The sequence below is a fragment of the Pseudideonella sakaiensis genome, assembly GCF_048320135.1.
In the GTDB taxonomy this organism is placed as follows: Bacteria; Pseudomonadota; Gammaproteobacteria; order Burkholderiales; family Burkholderiaceae_C; genus Ideonella_A; species Ideonella_A sakaiensis_A.
On the sequence record NZ_CP182947.1, the window covers coordinates 5,397,540 to 5,421,267 of the forward strand.

At 65.6% G+C, this 23,728-nt stretch carries 18 protein-coding genes; 10 read left to right on the forward strand and 8 right to left on the reverse strand.

The features are described 5' to 3' along the window. Positions 1-15: 15 nt before the first annotated feature. Together ACNH6H_RS24685 and ACNH6H_RS24690 are read left to right on the forward strand one after the other, a co-directional pair. Positions 16-1,491 (forward strand): ABC transporter permease, encoded by a 1,476-nt coding sequence (locus ACNH6H_RS24685; RefSeq protein ID WP_418320917.1) that lies wholly within the window; start codon positions 16-18, stop codon positions 1,489-1,491. Between the two features lie 22 nt (positions 1,492-1,513). Further along, entirely contained in the window at positions 1,514-3,376 is a 1,863-nt protein-coding gene (locus ACNH6H_RS24690; protein ID WP_418320918.1) for a dipeptide ABC transporter ATP-binding protein, read from the forward strand. Positions 3,377-3,487: 111 nt separating this feature from the next. Here ACNH6H_RS24690 and ACNH6H_RS24695 read toward each other — a convergent pair whose 3' ends face one another. Further along, entirely contained in the window at positions 3,488-6,250 is a 2,763-nt protein-coding gene (locus tag ACNH6H_RS24695) for a TonB-dependent receptor domain-containing protein (protein WP_418320919.1), read from the reverse strand. A gap of 597 nt (positions 6,251-6,847) precedes the next feature. Between ACNH6H_RS24695 and ACNH6H_RS24700 the strand changes: the two genes are divergently transcribed. The 7 genes from ACNH6H_RS24700 (at position 6,848) to ACNH6H_RS24730 (ending at position 17,086) form a co-directional block, all read left to right on the forward strand. Then, entirely contained in the window at positions 6,848-9,652 is a 2,805-nt protein-coding gene (locus tag ACNH6H_RS24700) for a TonB-dependent receptor domain-containing protein (RefSeq protein ID WP_418320920.1), read from the forward strand. A gap of 300 nt (positions 9,653-9,952) precedes the next feature. Then, positions 9,953-12,706, forward strand: a complete 2,754-nt coding sequence (locus tag ACNH6H_RS24705; RefSeq protein ID WP_418320921.1) for a TonB-dependent receptor — start codon at positions 9,953-9,955, stop codon at positions 12,704-12,706. A 385-nt stretch (positions 12,707-13,091) separates the two neighbouring features. Then, complete coding sequence (locus tag ACNH6H_RS24710) at positions 13,092-13,784, forward strand: hypothetical protein (RefSeq protein ID WP_418320922.1); 693 nt, start codon at positions 13,092-13,094, stop codon at positions 13,782-13,784. 137 nt (positions 13,785-13,921) lie between these two features. Further along, the gene (locus ACNH6H_RS24715) at positions 13,922-14,785 is read left to right on the forward strand and encodes a MotA/TolQ/ExbB proton channel family protein (protein ID WP_418320923.1); all 864 of its coding nucleotides are present in this window, start codon (positions 13,922-13,924) and stop codon (positions 14,783-14,785) included. Between the two features lie 20 nt (positions 14,786-14,805). After that, positions 14,806-15,234 carry an ExbD/TolR family protein gene (locus ACNH6H_RS24720; RefSeq protein ID WP_418320924.1) on the forward strand — a complete coding sequence of 143 codons (429 nt, stop codon included), beginning with the start codon at positions 14,806-14,808 and terminating at the stop codon, positions 15,232-15,234. A gap of 138 nt (positions 15,235-15,372) precedes the next feature. Next, positions 15,373-15,804, forward strand: coding sequence for an ExbD/TolR family protein (locus tag ACNH6H_RS24725; protein WP_418320925.1), 432 nt, complete (start codon positions 15,373-15,375; stop codon positions 15,802-15,804). A 10-nt stretch (positions 15,805-15,814) separates the two neighbouring features. Then, positions 15,815-17,086, forward strand: a complete 1,272-nt coding sequence (locus tag ACNH6H_RS24730) for a hypothetical protein (RefSeq protein ID WP_418320926.1) — start codon at positions 15,815-15,817, stop codon at positions 17,084-17,086. Positions 17,087-17,160: 74 nt separating this feature from the next. Here ACNH6H_RS24730 and ACNH6H_RS24735 read toward each other — a convergent pair whose 3' ends face one another. From ACNH6H_RS24735 to ACNH6H_RS24765, 7 genes are all read right to left on the reverse strand, one after another. Further along, positions 17,161-17,928 carry a 3-hydroxyacyl-CoA dehydrogenase gene (locus ACNH6H_RS24735; RefSeq protein WP_418320927.1) on the reverse strand — a complete coding sequence of 256 codons (768 nt, stop codon included), beginning with the start codon at positions 17,926-17,928 and terminating at the stop codon, positions 17,161-17,163. 23 nt (positions 17,929-17,951) lie between these two features. Then, on the reverse strand, positions 17,952-18,605 hold the full coding sequence (gene adk / locus ACNH6H_RS24740) for an adenylate kinase (protein WP_418320928.1): 654 nt from the start codon (positions 18,603-18,605) through the stop codon (positions 17,952-17,954). 140 nt (positions 18,606-18,745) lie between these two features. Then, a complete protein-coding gene (kdsB, locus tag ACNH6H_RS24745; RefSeq protein ID WP_418320929.1) occupies positions 18,746-19,513 on the reverse strand; it encodes a 3-deoxy-manno-octulosonate cytidylyltransferase in 768 nt (255 codons plus the stop codon). After that, complete coding sequence (locus tag ACNH6H_RS24750) at positions 19,510-19,734, reverse strand: Trm112 family protein (RefSeq protein WP_418320930.1); 225 nt, start codon at positions 19,732-19,734, stop codon at positions 19,510-19,512. The genes kdsB and ACNH6H_RS24750 overlap by 4 nt, the downstream gene beginning before the upstream one ends. Beyond that, positions 19,715-20,755: a tetraacyldisaccharide 4'-kinase gene (lpxK, locus tag ACNH6H_RS24755; RefSeq protein ID WP_418321484.1), complete on the reverse strand. Its 1,041-nt coding sequence runs from the start codon at positions 20,753-20,755 to the stop codon at positions 19,715-19,717. Before lpxK ends, ACNH6H_RS24750 begins: the two co-directional genes overlap by 20 nt. A gap of 61 nt (positions 20,756-20,816) precedes the next feature. Then, complete coding sequence (locus ACNH6H_RS24760) at positions 20,817-21,251, reverse strand: ExbD/TolR family protein (protein ID WP_418320931.1); 435 nt, start codon at positions 21,249-21,251, stop codon at positions 20,817-20,819. Between the two features lie 2 nt (positions 21,252-21,253). Next, positions 21,254-21,925 (reverse strand): MotA/TolQ/ExbB proton channel family protein, encoded by a 672-nt coding sequence (locus ACNH6H_RS24765; protein WP_418320932.1) that lies wholly within the window; start codon positions 21,923-21,925, stop codon positions 21,254-21,256. 383 nt (positions 21,926-22,308) lie between these two features. On the opposite strand from ACNH6H_RS24765, the gene xseA reads away from it, so the two are divergent. Beyond that, a complete protein-coding gene (gene xseA, locus ACNH6H_RS24770; RefSeq protein WP_418320933.1) occupies positions 22,309-23,619 on the forward strand; it encodes an exodeoxyribonuclease VII large subunit in 1,311 nt (436 codons plus the stop codon). The last annotated feature ends 109 nt before the right edge of the window (positions 23,620-23,728 follow it).

Below are 23,728 nucleotides of genomic sequence, written 5' to 3' on the forward strand. Positions count from 1 at the left end.
GCGATGCTGCACGACATGCCCAAGTTCGTCTTTCTCTGGACCGATGTCTCGATGTGGCTGCTGCTCGCCAGCCTGCTCGGCTACGGCGTCTATGTGCTGCGCAGCCCGGGTCTTGCCGCCAACTGGCGCAAGGTTTTCCGCGATGCGCCGGCGCTGGCGTCATCGGTGATCCTGCTCGCCTGCCTGATCGTCACGCTGCTCGATTCGATCCACTACCGGCCGTTGCTGCCGCCGGTGCCCGGCGCGACCTCGGCCGCCTACGACACGCGGACCCGCTCGGTGCTCGATGCGATGCTCGAGCGGCTGGTCGAATCGCGCGAGGCAACCTATTCGCGGCCGCTCGCCTTTGTCGGCTTCACGAAGGAGACGCTGGTCGTCGACGGCGAGACGAAGCGGGTTGCGCCGCGGCTGGTCCATGGCGGCGCCCATCTGCAGGATCCGGAACGCGACTGGGCCGGCGATGTCGCGCAACGCAGTGTCATCGGGCTGGTCGGTGGTGCCATCGGAGCAGCGCTGATTGGCGCGCTGCTGATTGCGGCAATCGCGAGGGTGCAACGCGCCGGCTGGCGCGAGACCGCTGCGGCTGTTGCGCGCGGCGAGGGCCAGATCCCGTGGCGGGTTGCGTTGATCACGGTGTTCGTGCTGGCGCTGCTGGTCGGCCCGACGATTGCATTGATGGGCCACTACCACGTGCTCGGCACCGACCTGACCGGCAACGATGTGTTGTACCAGGCGCTGAAAAGCATCCGCACCGCATTCGTGATCGGCACGCTGGCGACCGTCGCGACGCTGCCGCTGGCGGTGGTGCTCGGCATCATGGCCGGTTATTTCCGCGGCTGGGTCGACGAGGTCGTGCAGTACATCTATACCGTGTTGTCGTCGGTGCCGAACGTGCTTCTGATTGCCGCGCTGGTGCTGATGGTGCAGGTCTACCTCGACAAGCACCCGGAGCTGTTCGAAACCGGTGCCGAGCGCGCCGACCTGAAACTGTTCATGCTGTGCGCGGTGCTCGGCCTGACCGGCTGGGCCGGGCTGTGCCGGCTGCTGCGCGGCGAGACACTGAAGCTGCGTGAGCTCGAATTCATCCAGGCCGCCAATGCCTTCGGCGTCAACGACAGCCGCATCATGGTGCGCCATGTCTTTCCGAATGTCGCCCACCTGATGCTGATCGTCACGGTGCTCGAGTTCTCGTCGCTGATCCTCTACGAGGCGGTGTTGTCGTATGTCGGCGTCGGTGTCGACCCGTCGATGAACAGTTTCGGCGGCATGATCAATCTGGCGCGCAACGAGATGAGCCGCGACCCGGTTGTCTGGTGGTCGTTCGCCGCCGCCTTCGGCTTCATGGTCACGCTGGTGCTCGCCGCGAACCTGTTTGCCGACGGCGTTCGTGACGCCTTCGATCCGCGGGCCCGCTCGTTCCGGCCGCGCCGCATCGCCTTGCCCGGCGCCCGCCGACAGCCGGTGACCGAACCGCCGACCACCGACCGATGAGACGCCTGATCGACTTGCACCGATGCTGAGAATCACCGACCTGAAAGTGGCGATCGATGCCGAATCCGGCATCGTTCGCGCGATCGACGGCCTGAGCCTGGCGATCAGCCGCGGCGAAACCTTTGCGCTGGTCGGCGAGTCGGGCTGTGGCAAAAGCATGACGGCGCTGGCGATGATGCGGCTGCTGCCGGAAGCCGGCCGCGTCACCGAAGGGCGGCTCGAGGTCGAGGGCGAGGATGTGTTTGCGCTCAGCGAGGCGCAGATGCGCGGCATCCGTGGCGGGCGCATCGGGATGATTTTCCAGGAGCCCTCGACCAGCCTGAATCCGGTGATGCGCGTCGGCGACCAGATCGTCGAGGCGATCGAGGCGCACACCGATCTGCGCGGCGCGGCGGCGCGTGTCAAGGCGATCGACTGGCTCGGCAAGGTCGGCATCCCGGAGCCTGAGCGGCGCATCGACGAATACCCGTTCCGCCTCAGCGGCGGCCAGAAGCAGCGCGTGATGATCGCGATGACGCTGGCGTCGGAGCCCGATTTTCTGGTCGCCGACGAGCCGACGACCGCGCTCGACGTGACGATCCAGGCGCAGATCCTCGACCTGCTGCGCACGCTGCAGAAAGAGCAGGGCATGGGCCTGCTGCTGATCACCCACGACCTCGCGGTGGTCTCGGGGATGGCCGACCACGTCGCGCTGATGTATGCCGGGCAGATCATCGAGGTCGCGACTGCGGCCGAGTTTTTTGCCGCGCCGAAGCATCCTTATGCGCGGCTGCTGCTGCAGGCCTTGCCCGACGCCAACAAGCGCGGTGGGCAATTGGCAGCAATCGGCGGCACCGTGCCGCCGCTGACGCAGCATTTTTCGGGCTGCCGATTTGCGCCGCGCTGCGATCGTGTGTTCGACCACTGCACAGCGGCGGTACCCCAGTTGCTGCCGCCGCAGGCCGGATCGGACCGCAGTGTGCGTTGCTTCCTTTATGACCCGGCGGTCGCGAGTCCGCCGCCGGAAGAGGTGAGTGCGGTCGCCGTTGGACAACGCCCCGACGCCGATCGCCAGCGCGCGGCGGCGCCTGCCCAGCAGCCGCTGCTGCAGGTGCGCGACCTGCGCGTCACGTTCCCGATCCGCAGCGGGCTGCTGCGGCGCAGCAGCAGCGGTTTTGTAGCCGTCGACGGCATCTCGTTCGACCTGCAGGCCGGGCAGACACTGGCGCTGGTCGGCGAGTCGGGCTGTGGCAAGACGACCACCGGCAAGGCGATCGTGCAGCTGCTGCGCCGCCAGGCAGTGATCGAGGGCAAGGCGCTGTTCGACGGCGACGACCTGTTTGCGCTGAACGGCCCGGCGTTGCAGCGCGCGCGCAGTGCGATCCAGATGATTTTCCAGGACCCGTTTGCATCGCTGAACCCGCGCATGCGCATCGCCGAGATTCTCGAGGAAGGCTTGCTGTCCCTGAAACCGGAACTCGACGCCGGGCAGCGCCGCGAACGCGTGCGCGCGATGGTCGAACGGGTCGGCATGCGATCCGATGCGCTGGAGCGCTATCCGCATGAATTTTCAGGCGGCCAGCGGCAGCGGCTGGCGATCGCCCGCGCGCTGGCGGTCGAGCCGCGGCTGATCGTCTGCGACGAACCGACCTCGGCGCTCGATGTGTCGGTGCAGGCGCAGATCCTGAACCTGATGCGCGAACTGCAGGACGAACTGTCGGTGTCCTACCTGTTCATCACCCACAACATCGCGGTCGTCGCCTATCTGGCCGACCAGATCGCGGTGATGAATGCCGGGCGACTCGAGGAGATCGGGCCGGCGGCCCGAGTGCTCGAGCAGCCGCAGTCGGCCTATACACGGGAGTTGCTGGCGGCGGTGCCGAGGATCGAGCAGGCCGTGCAGTAGCCGGCCGCCGCTTGGGCCGGCCATGGCGACAAAAAAACCCCGCCGGCTTGCGCACGGCGGGGTCGGGTCATGCGGCAGGCGGGCGACCGCCTGCACTCACGCTTCAGTCGCTCAGAACTTGTAGCTTGCGGCCACGTAGACGGTGCGCATCAGCGGGTCGTTGTAACGCGGGTCGTAGCCGACCTGGTGGCCGGACGAGTCACGCAGGCTCAGGTGAGGCGCCTTGTTCAGCAGGTTCTTCACGCCGGCACGCAGCTCGACCGACTTGTTCGGGCGATAGATGCCTTGCCAATCCAGCGTGTAGTAGTCCGGCACATCGAGCCGCAGCCGCACGTTGGTGTTGGTCGCCAGATCACGGACCAGCTGGTTCTGGTCCTCGTAGCCCGAACGGTAGTTGACCGTCAGCGAGTTCGAGAACTTGCCGCTGTCGAGAATCGCCGTTGCCCGATAGATGTTGCGGAACGAGACCGCTGCGTTTTCACCGTATTTGCCCATGCTGTCGGTGAAGTCGCTGTCGGTTCCCGGACGGGTGTACGACGACTCGATCAGGTAGGTTCCGGCAATGCTCAGCGTCAGCTGACCGACCGGCGTCTTGTGGCGGCTGATGAAGTCCCAGTCCACGCCGCTGTTGATCGCCTTGCCGATATTCGTCGACGAGCTGATGAAGGTCCAGTAGGCCTGCGGTTCAGCCGGCTGCTTGAAGGTCGTGAACAGGCTGCGGTACTTGTTCGGATCGGCAAAGGCCTGGTTGGCCGACACCGCGCTGACCGCATCGCTGATCTCGACGCGCCAGTAGTCGATGCCCATGCCGAAGTTGGCGGTCGGCTCGAAACGCAGGCCGGCGGTCCAGTTCTTCGACTTCTCCGGCACCAGTTTCTCGTTGCCGCCGGCCAGCTGCGTATATTGCAGCTTGCCTGGCTTGCAGAACTCGGTGCCGGGGAACGGACAGTCATAGGCGCTGGCGGTGACGCCGTTCGGCACCAGCGGCTGCGCGATGTCGAGCATCGACGGGGCCTTGAAGCCGGTGCCGAAGGAGCCGCGGAACAGCAGGTTCTGCGACGCCTGGTAGCGGCCCGACACCTTGTAGGTCGATGCACTCATGTCGTCGCCGACGGTCCGGTTCTTCAGCGCGTCCTTGACTGCCTTGGTCGTGTCGTAACGGAATGCACCGGTCACTTCCAGGTTCTTGACGATCGGAACCAGCACCTCGGCGAACACGCCGTGGCTGTCGCGCTCAAGGTCATAGGCGGTATACGGCGAGTAGTTGTAGATCTCGCCCGCCAGCGCTGCCGCCGACGGCGTCTGCTTGTAGTGGTAGTTCCTGAAGTCACCACCGAGGCCGATGCTGAGCGGGCCCGCAGGCAGCCGGAACAGTTCACGCGACGCGCGGAAGTCGGCACCGGTCAGCGTCGTGCTCTGCGTGCGCACCGAGCCATTGAAGATGCTGCCGTTCATCAGGCTCTGCACGGCCGGGGTCTGGTTGCCCGACAGCTTGAACGGGTCGAAGGCGTTGGCCGCCAGCAGGGCCCGGAACTCCTTGTCGCGGAAGTAGCCGCCGACATAGTTTTCGTTCAGTGCATTCTCGGACCAAGTCAGACCGGCGTTGGTGCTCCAGCCACCGATTTCCGCATCGGCGCCAATCACGAAGTGCTTCGCGTCGGTGACCGTCTGCGAGTCACGGGTGCCGAAATCCTGCGCACGGTAGTTAGCAGTGACCGTGTTGACGCGCGCGGCCTGCGCCGGAGTCAGGTACGGCAGCACCGAGTTCCGGTAGTAGTCGGAGGTCAGCGGGATCGACACCGGCACCGGATTGGCGGCAATGCGCGCGGTCAGGTCAAAGCGCGAATACGCGAACTCGCTGAAGAACTTCAGGTTCTCGGTCGCCTGGAACTGGCCGGCGAGGAACATCGTGTCGCGCTTGTTTTCCGGATAGACCTCGACGGTCGAACCGAAGTCGAAGGCGCAGTTTTCCGTCACCGACGTTGCCGTCGTGGCGTTGTTCAGGCTGTAGAAATTCATCGGGCCGCAGGCGCCGGTCTGCTTGCGGTAGGGGTTGAACGCATACGACGGCAGCGTCGTCGTCTCGCCCGGCAGACGCTTGAAGGTCACCGAGGCATTGGCCGGCACCGCGAACACGCTGGTGCGGTCGTAGACGTACTGCTTGCCTTCCTTCGTGAACGGGAGGTAGGCCGACTTCGAGAACTCCCGGTCGGTCGCCTTCAGCACCTGCTGCTCGTCGTGCCGGACCGAGAACAGGAAGTTGAAGCGGTCCTTGTAGAGGTCGCCGACGCCATAGGTGAAGCTGACATTGCCGGACTTGCCCGCACCTTCGGTCGGCACGTTGATCGCTGCATCGAACGATCCACCCTGCAGGTTCTTTTTCAGGATGAAGTTGACGACGCCGGCGATCGCGTCCGAGCCGTACAGCGCCGAAGCGCCGTCGGTCAGCACCTCGACGCGGTCGATCGCGCTCATCGGGATCGAGTTCAGGTTGATCGTCGCGCCCGATCCGGTCGGTGCGATGCGCCGGCCGTTCAGCAGCACCAGCGTGTACGACGCGCCGATGTCGTGGATGCTGGCGGTGACGATGCCGCCAGAGTTCGAGCCTGCGGCGATGTCGGCGATCTGGAAACCCTGCATCGCCGGCAGGCGCTGGATCACTTCGGCGACGGTTGTTGCGCCGGAGCGCTGGATCTGCGCCGACGTGACGATCTGTACGGGCAGAGCCCCTTCTGCCGCAATGCGCTTGATGCTCGAGCCGGTGATTTCCACCCGGTCGAGGGTTTGCTGGCCATGTGACGGTGCTGCGCCGAGGGCGAGCAGGCCGCCGAGCGCGGTGACAACCGCGGCGCTGACCTTGGTCCTTCTGAACATCTGTACTACTCCGTGAGACAAAGAAAAAAGTTGATTGGCAGAGCCCGGAAGACCGCAGCGCTCGGTCGGGGCTCGAGATGGGCCGCGCGATTGTCCTGAACTCCAGCATCTGCGCCGCCGAGCGCGTTGTGCAAAACCTGCACCAAGGGTTTGCGATAGTGGTCAGCATCGGGCGGCTGAGGCAGTCACCGCTGCGGCGGGACGGCATTGCGAACCGGCTCCGGTTCGCGGTGCCTTGCTGTTGTGCCGCCCTGGAATGCGGCTTGTTTCCGATGCCTGTCAATTGGCGCAAAAGCTAGGGTGATGGCCCGCGTTGTGGTGGTGCAACGCGATACCAGGCGCGCACGACGCCACGTCGCAGGCGGAGCTGCCCGCGAGCCCGCACAAATCTTGCGTGTGCGCCAAGTCCTTCTCGATTCGCGCGTCTGGGAGGCGTCGCCGAGGGGCCGACTCAGACTTTCCCTAGGCGGCGCTCCTGTGGTGGCACCAGAGAATCGCGTTCCGTCGTGAAGCAGAACGCCAGGCGCGCGACTGACCGGGAGCAGTCATGTTGCAACTGGGACGATCCTCAAACTTGCGTTATTCCAGGAGATCTGAATGTTGTTCAAGAGAAAGAAGATTTGCACCGGTCTGCTGATCGCGTTCGGCGGCACCGGCGTGCTCGCCCCATCGGTCAGCTTTGCGCAGAGCGCCCAGCCGGAAGCGCTGAACCGGGTCGAGATCACCGGCTCGCTGATCCGCCGCCTGGCCAGTGAAACCGCAACGCCGGTGATCACGCTGAACGTCGAGGAACTGCAGAAGGCTGGCGTCACCAATGCAGAGCAGGCGGTCCGGTTCATCACGCAGAACCAGGGCGGCACCGTCACTTCCGGCTCGGTCAGCGGCACCAACGGTGCAGCGGCATACGCCGACCTGCGCTCGCTTGGTGCGCAACGCACGCTGGTGCTGTTGAACGGCAAGCGGATTGCACCGAACCCGTTCTCGACCGTCGCGACCGACCTGAATACGCTGCCGATGGCGGCGATCGCGCGCATCGAGACGCTGCCTGACGGCGCATCGTCGATCTACGGTACCGACGCGATCGCCGGCGTGATCAACTTCATCACGCACCGCAACTACCGTGGAGGTTCGATCGATGCGTCGGCGCAGGTCACCGAAGCCGGCGGCGGCAACGTCTATTCCGGCAATCTGCTCGGCGGTATCGGCGACCTGAACAAGCAGGGCTGGAACATCATGGGCGCGCTCAATGTGCGCCAGTCCAAGCCGCTCGGCGGCACAGAGCGTGACTTCGCCGCCACCTCCTACCAGCCGTGGAACGGCTTCAATGCGCTGAGCCCGACCGCGTTCCCGGCCAACTACAGCCAGGGCACGGTCAGTGGCAACCCGACGGCGCCGAATTGCGATCCGCCAGGGTCGATCTCGGTGCCTGAAGTTTCGGGCGCCAATGCCGGCCGCAGCATCCGCTGCTTTGCCGACACGCAGACCTTCACGAACACGCTGCCGAAGCAGGACCAGCAGTCGGTATTCCTGCGCGGTGCGCTGGCACTCGGCTCCGACCACACGGCGTCGCTCGAGTATTTCCGCTCGATGAACAACGTCGAGACGAAGATCGCGCCGTCGCCGGAAGGTGGCCTGACGATGACGCCGCTGAGCCCCTATTACCCGGGCCGCGGCATCACGCCAGCGAACCCGGCGCTCAATCCGGCGCAGAACCTTTCGATTTCCTGGCGGACGACGGCGCTCGGCTCGCGGTCCGGCGAACAGGAAAACACCACGCAGCGCCTGCTCGCAGGCCTCGAAGGCGTCGTCGCCGGTTGGGATTACCAGGCGAATCTGTTTGCGTCGTCGGCGAAGGTCGACAACTTTTTCCTGAACGGCTACCCGATGACGCAGCCGCTGCGCAACGGCGTATCGGGTTGCGCGGTGCCGTTGGTCAGCAACGTCTGCCCGGCCGGTCAGCAGCTGATGTTCAACGGCGCGCCGCTGTACCTGAACCCGTTCGGCGCGCAGACTGCCAATGGCCTCGCCTATCTGCAGGCGAACCAGGTGCTCGGCCAGGTGCAGGACGGCGAAGCGAAGATGTCCGGTGCGACGGCGAACTTCAGCCGGGTGATCGGCAAGCTGCCGGGTGGCTCGATGGCACTCGCGCTGGCTGCCGAGGTCCGCAAGGAGGAGATGATCTACAACACCAACATCCCGAAGGTCAGCCAGGCCGCCAGTTCCGGTCTTGCCGGTTCGGGTGCGCTTCGCCAGGGCGATCGCGACATCAGCGCGCTCGCAATGGAGCTGAGCATGCCGGTGGTGAAGGGTCTGGAACTCGGCTTCTCGCTGCGTGGCGACAAATACAGCGACTTCGGCGAGACCATCAATCCGAAACTGTCGGTGCGCTACCAGCCGAACGACAAGATCCTGCTGCGCGGCTCGGCCAACACCGGTTTCACGGCGCCGACGCTGACCCAGCTGTACGCGCCGAATTCGACGACCTTCACGTCGACTCGCTACAACGATCCGGTGTTGTGCCCGAACGGCGTGCCGGCGGCCAATGCCGTGCCGTCGCGTGACTGCGGCATCCAGTTCCAGCAACTGCAAGGCGGCAATGCGCAGCTGACGGCCGAGGAATCGAAGGCCTGGACGCTCGGTTTCGTCGTCCAGCCGACGCGGGAGTTCTCGGTTGGCCTCGACTACTGGCACTACTACATCAAGGACTCGATCAGCGTGATCGGCGAGCAGTCGATCTTTGCCGACCCGGCCAAGTACGCGGCGCTGTTCGTGCGTTGCAGCCAGGCACCGGCGGCGCGCCAGACGGCGATCGGCGCCTGCCAGATTCCGGGTGGCGATCCGCTGGCCTACGTGATCAACACCAACCTGAATCTGGGTGACGTTCGCACCAACGGTATCGACATCCAGATGAACTGGGAAGGTGCGGCGACGCCCTGGGGCAAGTTCAACGCCTCGGTGCGTGGTTCGTATGTGCTGAAGTACGAGTTCCAGGTCGAGCCGAACGGCCGCTGGTTCAACCCGAACGGCAACTACAACGCGCAGTTCGGCGGCCCGGTGATCCGCTACCAGCAGGTGACGACGATCGGCTGGCAGAAGGGTGACTGGTCGAGCCAGCTGACGAACCGCTTCGTCAACGGCTACCGCGACCAGAACGCGCAGGGCGCGCCGTTCAACGTGGCGCCGTTCAACACGAACAAGGTTGGCGATTATTCGATCTTCGACATCGCCGTCACCTACCGCGGCGTGAAGAACCTGACGCTGTCGGCCGGCGTGCTGAACCTGTTCGACACCAACCCGCCGTTCACCAACCAGGTCAGCCGCTTCCAGTCGCGCGCCTACGACGACCGCTTCCACAACCCGCTCGGCCGCACCTACCGGGTCGCTGCCAAGTACGAGTTCTGAGCCAGTTGAAGCGCTGATCCGGCTTCGGCCGGATCGCCGCAAGCGGCCCGAGCACGCACGTGCACGGGCCGCTTTTTCATTTGCGCAATCGATTCAGATCGAGATTTTTCGCTGCGCGCCACGGGACATTTACTGAGTTGTAGGTTGCCGGCAACATTTGGCAACAGATCGGGCAAAACCTCTGCAGCGTCGGGTTTTGCATGCCCACAATATTTCTTTGCATTTGTATGCATCTATGTGTGCCCGGCGGCGATCCCGTCTGGCAGGCATGGCCCATCAACCCCAGAGGAGATCACATCAATGATCAGAAGAACCCAGGTTTGCAGCGCCGTGTTGGTTGCGCTCGGTGGAACCCTCGGTGTCGCCAGCATCCCGGCCTTCGGCCAGCAAACCCTAGAGCGGGTGGAGATCACCGGTTCGTCGATCCGCCGCATTGCCGGTGAAACCGCGCTTCCGGTCACCGTCATCAAGGTCGAGGACCTTGCGAAGCAGGGCGTCACGAATACCGAGGCGGCAATCGCCTTCATTGCCTCTAACCAGTCCAATTTCGGCTCCAGCCAGGCGATCGGCGCGACCACCGGCGGCAAGGCCGAAGCCGACCTGCGCGGCCTGAGCGGGCCCACCGGCACCAATGCGAACAAGACGCTGGTGCTGCTGAATGGCCGGCGCCTTGCCAACCATGCCTTCGACGCGGCGGCCGTCGACCTGAATGCGATTCCACTGGCGGCGATCCAGCGCATCGAGGTGCTGCGTGACGGCGCCTCGGCAATCTACGGCACGGATGCAATCGGCGGCGTGATCAACTTCATCACGAAGCGCGAACTGACCGGCCTCGAGGTCAGCGCACAGCTGGCGGTGCCGGAAAAATCCGGCGGCGGCGATACCAAGCGGGTCAGCCTGTCCGGCGGCTTCGGTACGCTGTCGCAGAACCGCTTCAACCTGATGGCCTCGCTCGACTGGCGCAAGCAGGACGTGCTGCCAGCCAACAGGCGCGAATTCTCGAAGACCGGCATCATCGGCACCGGGCGCGATGCGATCCTCTCCGGCACCAGCGGCACCTCGTTCCCTGGCGACATCAACGGCTTCGAGCCGACCGGGCCGAACTGCTCGCCGCCGGCCTCGGTGCCGCTGCCGAATGCGGCGGGCACCGGCTTCAGCAGCTGCCGCTACGACTTCACGCAGGACATCGACATCCTGACGCAGAGCGAACAGATCACCGGGCTGCTGCGTGCATCGTTCGCCGTCACGCCGGACCACATCGCATCGTTCGAATACCTCAACTCGAACAACAAGAGCATCGCCCGGGTTGCCCCTGCACCGACCAATTCCTCGATCCCTGCGACCAGCCCGTTTTATCCGGCAGGCGCGCCGGTGGGGACGGTCACCGTTCCGACGTTCGCTGGTGGCAACGGCCAGACCACGGTCCCCGGCGGCATTGCAAACTGGCGGCAGGTGCCGGCCGGCAAGCGCACCAGCGGCGACGACACGACGACCGAGCGGATGATGCTCGGCATGGAAGGCCTGTTCGGCGATTGGGACTACCGCACTGCGGTCGGCTCGACGAAGAACGAAAGCGAGGCCAACGTCAAGGGCGGCTATGTCAATGACACGATGATTCGCCAAGGCATCTGGAATGGCGTGATCAATCCCTTCGGTGCACAGACGGCGGCCGGTTCCGCGGCGATTGCGGCCGCGCAGGTCAATGCGCCGACGATCATCGGCACCAACAAGAGCGATTTTGTCGACCTGCGGGTGTCGAATCCTTCGCTGTTCAAGCTTGGTGCCGGTTCGGTCGGCGCCGCATTCGGCGTCGAGTACCGCAACGAGAAGCTGGATTACGAAGCGCTGCCGATCACCGGCCAGCTCGGCAGCCTCGGCATCGATCCGAACAGCGACACCACCGGCAAGCGCAACAACAAGTCCGCGTTCGCCGAATTCAGCATTCCGGTCGTCAAGGACCTCGAGCTGACGCTGGCCGGCCGCTACGACGATTACAGCGATACCGGCAGCACCTTCAATCCGAAGGTCGGTTTGCGCTACCAGCCGACCAAGGCGCTGCTGATCCGCGGTTCCGCAAATACCGGCTTCCGTGCGCCGACGCTGTTCGAGATCTACCAGCCGCAGTCGCTGACCTTCACCAGCGACAACTACAACGATCCGCAACTGTGCCCGGGTGGCAACGCCGTCGGCGGTGCGCAGCCTGGTCGAGTTTGCGGCCAGCAGGTGCTGCAGCGCCAGGGCGGGCCGGTCGCGAACGGTTTTGCCGCGAGCAGCCTGCAGCCGGAAAAATCCAAGGCCTTCACGATCGGCCTGGTCTTCGAACCAAGCAACAACGTGACGCTCGGCTTCGACGTCTGGCAGCTGAAGATCCGCAACATGATCAGCTCGATTCCGGAGCAGGCGGTGTTTGGTGCGCCGGCGAAATATTCGGCGAAGTTCTTCCGCTGCAGCCAGATTCCGGCAACCGGGGCAGGCATCACGCGGGCCAACATCGACGCTTGTGCCGGTTACCCGAACATCGGTTTCGATCCGATCGCGTTCATCGACGCGCGGACCGAAAACCTCGGCGAACTGCACACCAGCGGCATCGACCTGTCGGCTGCCTGGCGTTCGGGGGCGACGCCGGCTGGCAATTTCGGCGTCTCGATGGAAGGCACCTACATCACGAAGTACCAGTACCAGCGTGAGCAGGGCGGCGCTTTCTTCGACGCGGTCGGCCGCTATTCGGACAATGCGCCTGTCTTCCGCTGGCAGCATGTGCTGAGCGGCACCTGGAGCAAGGGACCGTGGGCGGCGACGCTGACCAACCGGTTCAAGGGTTCCTACTCTGACCAGAACGACGCTGGCAAGGTTGGTGCCTATTCGATCTTCGACCTGTCCGGAAGCTGGACGGGCGTGAAGAACCTGACGGTGACGGCCGGCGTGCTGAACCTGCTCGACAAGGATCCGCCGCGCACGGTGCAGAATTCGACCTTCCAGCGCGGCTACGACCCTCGGTTCACGAACCCGTTGGGTCGCACCTTCACGCTGTACGGTTCGTACAAGTTCTTCTGATAGTCCCGGTGGTCGCCGGCCCGGCAACGGGCTGCGATCCCCATCGATGAGCGGGGCGGCTTGCCAATCGGCAGGCCGCCCCGGTGTCATCTGACCCGCTCAGGGGCGATGCGACGGTTCTGCTGCCGCTGCTCGATCTCTCGCAGTGCTGACGAGCCGACGCAGATGTTGCACTTGGCGACGTTTTGACGCTTCTTGCGTAAAACATTACGACAAATACAGGGTCCATCGGCTCTGTTCGCCGCCCGCAGAGGGGTAGAACACCTAATCAGATAAACCAGCAGTGGGGCTCGAAACGGCCCTTCTGGTCCTTAGAATGCTGCGCTTTTGGGTCACGAGCCCATCAGCCACCCGCTTCCCTCTTTTCGCCTCTGGAGACCCCAGGATGGATTTTTCCAAGCGACAGGCTGATCCCCGCAAACACCTGATGGGGATCACGTTTGTCATTCTGTTTCACGTGTTGATCGTCTACGCCCTGGTGACAGGGCTGGGGAAGAAGGTGGTCGAGATCGTCATCGCGCCGATCGAGACCAAGGTGATCGAGGAGGTCCGCAAGCCGCCGCCGCCGCCCGAGGTCGTCGTGCCACCGCCGCCGAAACTCGAGGCCCCACCACCGCCGTTCATTCCGCCGCCGGAAGTGCAGATCACCGCACCGCCGCCGCCGGTGCCGACCATCACTGCCGTCACGCCGACCCCGCCGCCGGCTCCGGTGGTGATCGCGCCTGCGCCGCCGCCGGTGGTTGCTGCGCCGCCAGCACCCGCTCCGGCCCCGCCGGCCCCGCCGCCGCCGAAACCGAAGCCGACCGGCCCGGTCGCCGCCGGTGTCGCCTGCACCCAGATGCCGCCGCCGGTTCCGCCGGCCGTCAACTTCGAGGTGCAGGGCAGCATCTTCGTGCTCGCCACGTTGAAGGCTGGCCGGGTGGTCGAGGTCGAGTTCGAACGCGATACCTTCCGCGGCATGAACGCACGCACCAAGCGGGCCTTCCGTGACGCCGTCGAGACGGCGATGAAGGAAGGTTATGTCTGCGCCGGTGATGCGGTGCAGATCCGCCAGGAATTCTTCTTCGACATCAAGTAGTCCCCAACCCCCTTGTCGGCGGAACCCCGAACGCGCCAGCCGGTCCCAGTCTCGTTGCAGGCATCCGGCGGCGCCGGCCCAAAAAGCCAGGGGGCCGTCCGTTTCCATCCATCCATTGCTACCCGCAGGAATCTTTCATGATGATCAACCGCCTGAACTTCTTCGCCGCTGCGGCAACCCTTGCCGCCGGTCTGCTGCTGAACGCTCCGCTGGTCCAGGCCCAGGCGAGCGCGCCTGACGCCGCGCCGGCGGCAACCGCCGCCACCACCGAAACGGCGGCGCCGGCGGATACGACGCCGCAACCGCCGGCGATGGCGCCGACCGCGGTCAAGGAGACGATCGACAACCCTTATGGCCTCGAGGCGCTGTGGAAGCAGGGCGACTGGGTCAGCAAGGGCACGCTGCTGATCCTCGTGATCATGAGCATGGGCAGCTGGTACATCCTGATCACGAAGCTGTGGGAAAGCATGAAGATCAGCGGCCAGGCACGGTCGGCCCACACGAAATTCTTCAAGGCGGGCAGCCTGAAGGAAGGCGCAGCCCAGCTGAAGGAAGGCTCGGCGTTCCGCTTCATCGCCGATACCGGCATCGCTGCGGGCGAGCACCACGAAGGTGCGTTGACCGAGAACATCGACCGCAATACCTGGGTCACGATGAGTGTCGACCGCGCCGTTGCCGACGTGCAATCGCGTCTGCAGGATGGCCTGGCCTTCCTCGCGACGGTCGGTTCGACCGCGCCATTCGTCGGTCTGTTCGGTACCGTCTGGGGCATCTACCACGCACTGACCGCAATCGGCATTGCCGGCCAGGCGTCGATCGACAAGGTCGCCGGCCCGGTCGGTGAGGCGCTGATCATGACCGCCATCGGCCTGGCCGTCGCTGTGCCGGCGGTGCTCGGCTACAACTGGCTGGTCCGCCGCAACAAGGTGACCCTCGACGCAGTGCGCAGCTTCAGCGCTGACCTGCACGGTGTGCTGATGGGTGCGCGGCAGACCCGCTGAGCCAACGCAGGAGTCTTGTCATGGGAATGAACGTCGGATCGGGGAGCGGCGACGAGGACGAAGTCGTCTCCGCGATCAACACCACACCGCTGGTCGACGTGATGCTGGTTCTGCTGATCATCTTCCTGATCACCATTCCGGTCGTCACGCAGACCGTTCCGGTCAAGTTGCCCGAAGAGGACAACATCGCGCTGCAGACCAAGCCGGAGAACATCGAGATCGCCGTCAACAAGGATGGCGACATCTTCTGGAATACGGCGCTGGTTCCCGACAACAACGCGTTGTTCGAGAAGCTGAAGGCGGTTGCGGTGCTCAATCCGCAGCCGGAGGTGCATATCCGGGGCGACCAGAATGCGCGTTACGAATCGATCGGACGGGTGATGTTTCAGTGCCAGCGGGCCAACATCCTGAAGGTCAGCTTCATCACTGAGCCGCCGCCGAAAGGTTAGCCCCCACGTCGCTTCGCTCCTGCCCCGCGAGGGGGCGCCTCGCGGCCGCCCGGGGGACCCGGAGCGGCGCGAGTGGCTTGATCTAGGCTTCGCTGCGCTCGCTTTCGGTGAGTCAGCGAGTTTTTGGAAGGAAATGTTATGGGAATGAGTGTCGGGTCCAAAGGGTCGGGCGATCCCGAGGTGATGATGGACATCAACACGACGCCGCTGATCGACGTGATGCTGGTGCTGATCATCATGCTGATCATCACGATCCCGATCCAGCTGCATTCGGTGAATCTGAACATGCCGACCGGGACGCCGCCGCCGCCGACCACGAAGGAGCCGGTGGTGGTGACGATCGACGTCGATTTCGACGGCACGGTGTTGTGGAACGGCGAGATTCTGCCGGACCGGGCAGCGCTCGAGGACAAGCTGATCCGAGTCGCTGCCGAACCGGATCAACCTGAAGTGCATCTGCGTCCGAACAAGCTGGTCGAATACAAGTCGGTTGCAATGGTGATGGCCAGTGCGCAGCGGCTTGGTGTGACCAAGCTCGGAATCGTCGGCAATGAGCAATTCGTCAAGTGAGCGTCCTCTGATGTCTGTTGACCACGCTGGAAACCTCCTGCCCGCCGCGCATCGATCGAAAAGCAGCAGCCTGCGCCGGGTTGCCGCGGCGGCGGCGGTGTCGCTCGCGCTCGGCGCCTTTGGCGCTGCCCATGCCGCCGATACCGTTCGCCCGGAAGTCGGCAAGCCGCTGCAAGCCGCGCAGGACCTGATCAAGCGCGGCAGTTATCGCGACGCGCTGCGCCAGGTCGAGACCGCCGACAAGGTCGGTTCGCAGACCGCTTACGAGAACTATCTGATCGAGCGGATGCGGCTGGCCGCAGCCTCCGGCGCCGGCGACGTCAATGCCGCCGGCCGCGCCTTCGACTTCATCGAGAAGTCCGGCCGTGTCAACGCGGCCGAGAAGCTGCGCATGCTCGAATCGCTGACCGGCCTTGCCTACCGCGCAAAGGACTACGGCAAGACGATGCAGTGGGGCCAGCGTTATCTGAACGAAGGCGGCGGCAATTCGAGCATCCGCACGCTGCTGATCCAGGCCCAGTATCTTTCCGGAGATTTTTCCGGCGCCGCGAAGCAGCTGACGGCGGAGATCCAGGCGACCGAGAAGTCCGGCAAGGCGCCCGATGAAGATCGGCTGAACCTGTTGCTGAATGCGGCGCAGCGGCTCAATGATCAGGACCTCAGCGTCTTCACGATCGAAAAGCTGATCACCTACTACCCGAAGAAGGCGTACTGGGCCGACCTGCTGAGCCGGCTGCAGCGCAAGCAGAGCTTCAGCGACCGCTTTGCCCTCGACGTCTACCGCCTGTCGCTGGTGACTGGCGTGATGGACAGCGCCAACGATTACATGGAGGCGGCGCAGCTCGCGGTCCAGGCCGGCTTTCCGGCAGAAGGCAAGAAGATCCTCGACAAGGGCTACGAGGCCAAGGTGCTCGGCGTCGGCGACCAGGCCGGCCGGCACCAGCGGCTGCGCGACCTGATCGCCAAGCGCCTCGAGGAAAAGAAGGCCGCGATGGAGACCGAGCTGGCCGACGCCAAGGCCGCGAAGGACGGCAATGCGCTGCTCGATGTCGGCTACAACCTGGTGATCAACGGTGATGCCGCCAAAGGCCTGGAGCTGATGCAACAGGGCATCGAGAAAGGCGGCCTGAAGCGGCCGGACGATGCGCAGCTGCACCTCGGCATCGCGCAGACGCTCGCAGGGCAGGGCACAAAGGCGCTGACGACCTTCCGCGGCGTCAAGGGCAAGGACGGTTCGGCCGACCTGGCGCGGCTGTGGGCCTTGCAGGCACGCAAGAAGTAGGTCTGCTGCGTCTGCAAATGAAAACGGGCTGCTGATGCAGCCCGTTTTGCTTTCATTTCAGAGCGCCAACCGGATCATTTCGGCGCCAGCCGGATCGCGCCGTCGAGGCGGATCACCTCGCCGTTCAGCATCTCGTTGGTGATGATCTGCTGCACCAGCTTGGCATAGTCGGTCGGGGTGCCGAGGCGGCTCGGGAACGGCACGCTGGCCGCCAGCGAATCCTGCACCTCCTGCGGCATCGAGAACATCATCGGCGTGCCGAAGATGCCCGGCGCAATCGTCATGTTGCGGATGCCGTTGCGCGCGAGGTCACGGGCGATCGGCAAGGTCATGCCGACGATGCCGCCCTTCGACGCCGAATACGCGGCCTGGCCGATCTGGCCGTCGTAGGCGGCCACGCTGGCGGTCGAGATCATCACGCCGCGCTCGCCGGTCGATTCCGGCTCGTTGCGGCTCATCGCCGCCGCCGCGAGGCGGATCATGTTGAAGCTGCCGACCAGGTTGACCGTGATGACCTTGCTGAACAGGTCCAGCGAATGGGCGCCATCCTTGCCGACGGTTTTCGAGCCGACCGCGATGCCGGCGCAATTGACCAGGCCCATCAGCTTGCCCATCGACGTCGCACGGTCGACCGCCGCCTGGCCGTCGGCCTCGCTGGCGACGTCGCACTTGACGAACACCGCCTTGTCGCTGCCCAGCTCCTTGGCCAGCGCTTCGCCCTTGTCGGCCTGCAGGTCGGCGATCACGACCTTGGCGCCGTGCGAAGCCAGCATCCGCGCCGTGCCTTCACCGAGGCCCGAAGCGCCGCCGGTGACGATGAATACCTTGTCCTTGATGTCCATGCCCGTTCTCCTGTTCTCGCTGTTCAACCGAGCGCGGCGGTTGCGCGCGCGGTGATTTCCTCGACGCTGCCGGTGCCGCTGATTTTCAGGCAGCGCGGGGCCGCGGCGTCGCCGGTGGCCGCCCAGCGGGCGTAATAGTCGATCAGCGGTCGGGTCTGGTTCTGGTAGACCTCGAGCCGCTTGCGCACCGTCTCTTCCTTGTCGTCCTCGCGCTGGATCAGTGGCTCGCCGGTCAGGTCGTCAATGCCGTCGGTCTTCGGCGGATTGAACTTGACGTGGTAGCTGCGGCCCGATGCCGGATGCACGCGCCGGCCGCTCATCCGCTCGATGATCGCCTCATCGGGTACGTCGATCTCGAGTACCACATCGATCTTGACGCCGGCGGCCTTCATCGCGTCGGCCTGCGGAATCGTGCGCGGAAAACCGTCGAACAGAAAACCGTTCGCGCAGTCCGGCTGGCTGATCCGCTCCTTGACCAGGCCGATGATGATGTCGTCGCTGACCAGCGCGCCCGAATCCATCACCTGCTTGGCCTTGACGCCGAGCGGCGTGCCGGCCTTGACCGCGGCGCGCAGCATGTCGCCGGTCGATATCTGCGGAATGCCGTAGCGAGCACACAGAAACGCTGCCTGCGTGCCTTTTCCGGCACCCGGCGCACCCAACAAGATCATTCGCATGGGATTCCTCGTGATTTCAATCTTGTCGGCAGCGGCGCGCTCGACCGCGCACTGCCGTTATCCAGTCGAGAATAGCATGGGCCTCTGACGCGACGCTTTCGCTGCGGGTCGAGAAAAACCCGCCTGTTCTGTCTGGCGCGTCAGTGGCCGCCGGCGCCTTCGCGGGCGACCAGATCCCGCACTTTCTGCAGGTCTTCCGGCGTATCGACGCCGGGCCCGGGCCGCTCGTTGCTCAAGTGGACCGCGATCTGTTCACCGTGCCACAACACGCGCAACTGTTCGAGCGACTCGATCCGCTCGAGCGGGCTTTGCTCGAGGCCCGGAAACTGGCGCAGAAAACCGGCCTGGTAGGCATAGATGCCGATGTGCCGCCACGGCGCCGGCGACGGCAGGGCGTCGTCGCCGGTGGCGTCTCGCCAGCACGGAATCGGCGCACGCGAAAAATACAAGGCCTTGGCGCCGGCCGTGCAGACCAGCTTGACGACATTCGGGTTGCGCCATTCGGCAACATCACTGATCGGGTGCGCGGCGGTGCTCATCACGCATTCGCGGCGGTCGCTCAGCAATACCGCACAGGCGTCGATCAGGCCGGGGGCGATCAGCGGTTCGTCGCCCTGGACATTGACGACGATGTCGGCGCCATCGAGGCCGAGCTGCTCGCAGGCCTCGGCAAGGCGGTCGCTGCCGGTCGGGTGGTCCTGACGGGTCAACAGCGCCGAGATGCCATGGGCTGCGCAGGCATCGACGATCTCCGCCGCATCGGCGGCGACCACCACCGCCTTTGCGCCGGACGCGGCGGCACGCTGCGCGACCCGTACCACCATCGGCACCCCACCGATATCGGCCAGCGGCTTGCGCGGCAGCCGCGTCGATGCGAGCCGCGCCGGAATCAGCACGGTAAAACTCATCGCTGCAGGTCGGCCGGGGGCGTCGGTGCCGGGTCGGAGCCGGCCGGTTCGAGTTGTCGCGCCTCCGATTCGAGCATGATCGGAATGCCGTCGCGAACCGGAAACGCCAGCCGGTCGGCATTGCAGACAAGTTCCTGCCGCTCCTGCATCGGCGGCCGCAGGTGCTGCAGCGGGCCTTTGCAGATCGGGCAGACCAGCAGTTCAAGCAGTCGTGTGTCCATCGTGGTCGGGGTCGTCTTGGTTGGCAGCGGTGGCGCCGGGCGGCAGCGCCTGGCGGATCTGGTCGGCCAGCTCGGGCTCGAGCTGCAAGTCTAGCGGCACCACCCAGGCCCGGCAGTCGCCGAGCCGGTGCGGGTCGACCTTGACGGCGTCCTTTTCGGTCAGCAGCACGTCGGTCGTGCCTTCTGGCCAAGGCAGCGTCGAGAAACCGAAGTGGTCGGGCAGCGGCAATTCGTTGATTTGCAGCCCGGCCGCACGCAGCATCGCAAAAAAGCGCTGCGGGCGGGCCGTGCCGGCGGCAGCGAGCAGCGGCCGGCCGCGCAAGCCGTCGAGGATGGCCGGCGACGCCGCTTCGCCACGCCACCAGGCCGCCAGCGCGACCGCGCCGCGCAGCCCGGCGTCGACGCGGCTGCCGGGCAAGCGGGTGGTCGGCTTGGCCGCGTTGTAGACGACCAGCGTCGCCACACCGTTCAGCCGCGACACATCGGCCGGCAGCGGTTCGCGCAGCGGGCCGGCCGGCAGCAGCCAGCCATTGCCGGCGCCACGCTCGTCGAACACCACCAGTTGCAGGTCACGCTGCAGCGCCAGGTGCTGCAGGCCGTCGTCGCAGACGATCACGCTGGTGTGCGGATGCTGCTCGAGCAGCGCCCGTGCCGTGGCCTGCCGGTCGCGGCCAACCCAGACCGGCACCTGGCAACGCAGGCGCAGCAGCAGCGGCTCGTCGCCGGCGTCAGCGGCCATCGACTGCGGCGCCACCGCCAGCGGCGAATCGTCGCCGCGCCCATAACCGCGCGAGACGATCGCCGGTCGATGCCCGGCGGCACGCAGCAATTCGACCACCGCGATCACGACCGGTGTCTTGCCGGCGCCGCCGACGATCAGGTTGCCGACGACCAGCACCGGCACCGGCAAGCGGCCGCTGCGCAGCAACCCGAACCGGTAGGCGGCACGGCGTGTCGCGACGATCAGCCGCATCAGCAGCGACAGCGGCCACAACAGGCAGGCCAGCGGGCCGCGCCGCATCCAGGCCTGTTGCAGGCCGGCGGCCCAGCGGCTGGCCGAGGCGGGTGCCCGGGCTGGCGCGTCAGCGTGCGCCGCCACCACCCGCCGTCTGGGTCGCGAAGGTCAGCCGGGGCAGTTCGGCGCGCCGTGCGGCATCCAGCACATTGATCACTGACTGGTGAGCCGCCGACGCGTCGGCCGAGACGATCACGATGCTGTCGGGCGCGCCGGCCGCGGCATTGCGCAGCGCCGCACTGAGCTGCTCGACCTCGCGGCCTTGCAGCGGCTTGCGGTTGATCGAATAAAGGCCGTCGGCGGTCACCGAGACGAGGATCTCGCGCGGCCGGTCGGCCGGCTTCTCGGCATTGGCGACCGGCAGCGTGATCTGCAGCTCCGAATACCGCGAATAGGTCGTCGTCAGCATCAGGAAGATCAGCACGACCAGCAGCACATCGATGAACGGGATCAGGTTGATCTCGGGTTCATCGCGCCGCATGCGGCGGAAATTGACCGCCATCGTCAGCGCACCTGGCGTGGCGGCGCCGGCCGCACCAGCGGCGTCGCATCGTTGTGGTGAACGAAGCGCAGCAGATGCGGCAGCATGCGGTCGGCCGCCTGCTCGAGGTCGATCGTATAGGCATCGACCTGGCCACGGAAATAGCGGTAGAACATCAGCGCCGGGATCGCGACGATCAGGCCGAACGCGGTGTTGTACAGCGCGACCGAAATGCCGTGCGCCAGCATCGCCGGGTTGTTGCCGCCGGTCGGTGACTGCGAGCCGAAGATCTCGATCATGCCGATCACGGTGCCGAGCAGACCAAGCAGCGGAGCGGCCGATGCGATCGTGCCGAGCGTATTCAGGTAACGCTCCATCCGGTGCACCGCGGCACGGCCGGCCGATTCGAAGGTCTTGCGCAGCGAATCCTCGGTGGCGGCGCGATCCTGCATCACCGCGCGCAGGCCGCTGGCCAGCACCGCGCCGAGCACCGAACTGTTGGCGAGCTTGCCGATCACGTCGGGCGGCGGCAATTGCGTCTGCGTGACCGTCATCACCTCGTCGAGCAGCCTCGGCGGCGCGATCCGCGTCACCCGCAGGCTGATCAGGCGCTCGATGACCAGCGCCAGCGCGGCGATCGAGCACAGGATCAATGGCCAGATCGGCCAGCCCGCGGCTTGTATGATCGAAATCAAATCCGGTTCCTCGAAGGTGTCGACCGGCCGCCGAAGGTCGGCAGCGCTGAAAACTGCCGGCGTGCTGACGGCGGCAGAAGGCGAATTATCACCGAGTGCCTACCGGCCGGCGATCCACCCGGGCGGTGAGGGCCGAACCGTTTGCCAGCGTCAAGTCATCCCCCGAAGCTGTGGATAACTTTGTGGGCAAACCGGTGCAATCGCGCTGCAAGCGGCTTCACAACGGGCAAGTCAACAAATTGCCACAATTTTGATCAGGAAGAAAGCCTTGCAAATCAATGACTTGCGCGATGTGGAATGCATCCGCGCCCGCCCGGCCACGTGCAGAACATGGATTGGCGCGGTTGTGGAGTTCTCGAGTGGCGCCAATGCTGGATTTGCGCATGGTTGATGCCCTGAATGCCCCGTCTTTGCTTGGTCGGCAGGTCTGGACGGTCGCTGCGCTGGTGCATGCGGTGGCCGATGCGCTGGCCGCCCGGTTTGCCGTCTGCACGGTGCGCGGCGAGATTTCGAGCTGGTCGCGCGCCGCCAGCGGACATTGCTACTTCAGCCTCAAGGATGTCGACGGCGGCGATGCGCTGCTGCGCTGCGCGATGTTCCGCCGCGCCGCCGGCCTGCTCGATTTTGCGCCGCGCAATGGCCAGCTGGTGACGCTGCGCGGCCGGCTTGCGGTCTACGAGCCGCGTGGCGAACTGCAGTTCATCGTCGAGGCGATGCAGCCGGCCGGCGAAGGGGCCTTGTTCGAGCAGTTTCTGCGGCTGAAGGCCAAGCTCGAGGCGGAAGGGCTGTTCGACCCGGCGCGCAAGCGGCCGCTGCCGCGGTTTGCACGGCGGGTCGGCATCGTCAGTTCGCTGGGCGGTGCCGCGCTGCACGATGTCGTCAGTTCGTTTCGCCGCCGGGCGCCGCATGTCGAGCTGGTCGTCTACCCGAGCCCGGTGCAGGGCAGCGAGGCGCCGGCGGCACTGATCGCCGCGCTGCAGCAGGCCGAACAGCGTAACGAAATCGACCTGCTGCTGCTGTGCCGAGGCGGCGGATCGCTGGAGGACTTGTGGGCCTTCAACGACGAGCGGCTGGTGCGTGCGGTCGCCGCGTGCACGCTGCCGGTGATCTGCGGCGTCGGCCATGAAACCGACGTCAGCCTGTGCGACTTTGCCGCCGATCTGCGGGCGCCGACGCCGACCGCAGCGGCCGAACTGGCGGTGCCCGCGACCAGCGATTGCCTGCTTGCGCTCGACGGGCTTGCCGGCCGTTCGCGGCGGCGCCTGCAGCAGCTGCTCGATGGCCATGCGCAACGGCTCGACCGGCTGTCATTGCGGCTGACCCGGCCGTCCGATGCGGTGCATCGCCAGAGCCGGCGCCTCGATGCGCTGGCCTCGCGGCTTGCCGGCTCAGGCCAGCGCCTGATCGATGCCCAGCGGCAACGCAGCGAGCGGCAGTTCGAGCGCTTGCGCGTCGCGATCGGCACCGACCTGGCGGCTCATGACCAGCGGCTGCAGCGGCTCGCCGGCGGGCTCGGGGCGCTCGATCCGGCTCGGGTGCTGAGCCGCGGCTATGCATGGATCAGCGACCGCGACGGCAAGGCGGTGACCTCGGTCGCTTCGCTCGCCGCCGGCGACGAACTGGCGGCCGTGCTGCACGACGGCAAAGCGAAGGTGCAGGTAACATCGACCGAACCTGGGGCGCCGCCGCATTGACCGCGCCGCAGGTGGTGGCCAATCACTCGTCAGCGAAGCGGCTGCCTACAATCGCCGAACAGAACGGTCCGACGCGTGGTCTGCGCTGCCCGCCGGATCGGCTTCAACA